Raw genomic sequence first — 1,509 nt, forward strand, 5'->3', positions numbered from 1 at the left:
CGCCGGAGGCGCCCGCGTCCCCGCCCGCCCCGTCGTCCCCGCTGTCGCCGCCGTCGTCCGGGTCACCGATCGGGGTGTCCGCCGGGTCCCCGGTGCCCTCGGCGCCCCCGCTCCCCGCCGGGGTCGCGGTGTCGCCCCGGGTCTCCACCGCGCCCGCGGCCTGCCAGGCGAGGAAACCCACGATGGCCAGGGCCACGGCGGTGAGGGTCACCACGAAGACGGCCGAGGAGCCGCCGGTACCACCAGAAGCACGTGCCACGATGCGCTGCCGCCTTCACCGGAGAGAGGGGATGGTTCGGGTGATCGGATGGTTCCGCTCCCGACGCCGGGAGGCTGCACCGGGCGCGGGAAGGGCCACGACCCGATCGGGAACGGCCGGAACCGACCGCGTGCGACCGGGTGCGATGGTCGGAAAACGACGTTAGCAGCCCGGTGCCCGCCCCTCCGCACGGTGCGACCGGCGGGGCCGGTGCCGTCCCCCGCACGCCGTAGGCTGTGGGGTGTGCTGCTGCTCGCCATGGACACCGCCACCCCCGCCGTCACCGTCGCCCTGCACGACGGCACCCGGACCCTCGCCGGTTCCGTCCGGGTGGACGCCCGGCGCCACGGCGAACTGCTCCTGCCCGGCGTCCACCGCGTGCTCGCCGAGGCCGGCCGGGAGCTGACCGAGGTGACAGCGCTGATCGTCGGCACCGGCCCCCGGGTGGTCTACTCGCTGGGCGAACAGCGGGTGTGGCTGGTGGGGGCCGAGGACGACGCGGCGGACGGCACCGCCCCCGGCGGCGGGACCGTGGCGCACAGCCACGTCGTGTATCCCAGCCCGGTGCGGCCGGAGCCCGGCGAGTACGAGGTGACCTGGCGGGCCGAGGCCACCACCGGTTCGGACGGCGTGCCGATCACCAACGTGGTGGTCTTCACCTCCGTCGGCGACGCCGTGGTGGGCTTCAGCACCGCCGAGGACGGCTCGATCCCCGATCCGGACGGCCCCGAACGGACCGGTGGTATCCGGCAGTCCGCCGAGGACGGCGAGATCATGTGGTCGATCGCGACCATCGGTTTCCCGGTCGTGGTCGTTCCCTGATCGCACCGGTTCGTCCGGAAACGGTCGGGGGTCGGGGGCCTCAGCCCGCCGCGCGTCCCCCGCTCGCGGGCGCGGCCCCGGCGACCGCGCGGCGCAGGGCGTCCGCGTCCGGCAGGGCGCGCCCCCCGCCGACGGCCTCGATCGTCACCCGGCGGGCGTCGCCCTCCGGACCCTCGGCACCGGTCGCCCGCTCGATCCGCACGTGCAGCCGGTCCTCGGTCAGCTCCTCCACCCGGCCCTCGCCCCACTCCACGACCACCACGGAATCGGTCAGCGAGACGTCGAGGTCCAGGTCCTCCATCTCCTCCAGACCGCCGGAGAGCCGGTAGGCGTCCACGTGCACCAGGGCGGGCCCGGAGCCGGTGGAGGGGTGCACCCGGGCGATGACGAAGGTCGGGGAGGTGACCGCCCCGCGCACCCCCATGCCC

2 protein-coding genes and 1 pseudogene are annotated in these 1,509 nt (G+C 75.7%); 1 reads left to right on the forward strand and 2 read right to left on the reverse strand.

The features are described from left to right. Positions 1-259 (reverse strand): annotated as a pseudogene (locus tag FOE67_RS25450) (hypothetical protein); the annotation flags it as partial. A 243-nt stretch (positions 260-502) separates the two neighbouring features. Here FOE67_RS25450 and FOE67_RS25455 point away from each other — a divergent pair. Continuing rightward, a complete protein-coding gene (locus tag FOE67_RS25455) occupies positions 503-1,081 on the forward strand; it encodes a tRNA threonylcarbamoyladenosine biosynthesis protein TsaB (protein ID WP_182667169.1) in 579 nt (192 codons plus the stop codon). Positions 1,082-1,121: 40 nt separating this feature from the next. Here the strand turns inward: FOE67_RS25455 and tsaE are convergent. Beyond that, positions 1,122-1,509: tRNA (adenosine(37)-N6)-threonylcarbamoyltransferase complex ATPase subunit type 1 TsaE (gene tsaE / locus FOE67_RS25460; RefSeq protein WP_182667170.1), on the reverse strand; the 388-nt coding region annotated here is incomplete at its 5' end.

Source organism: Streptomyces calidiresistens (assembly GCF_014141525.1).
GTDB lineage: Bacteria > Actinomycetota > Actinomycetes > Streptomycetales > Streptomycetaceae > Streptomyces > Streptomyces calidiresistens.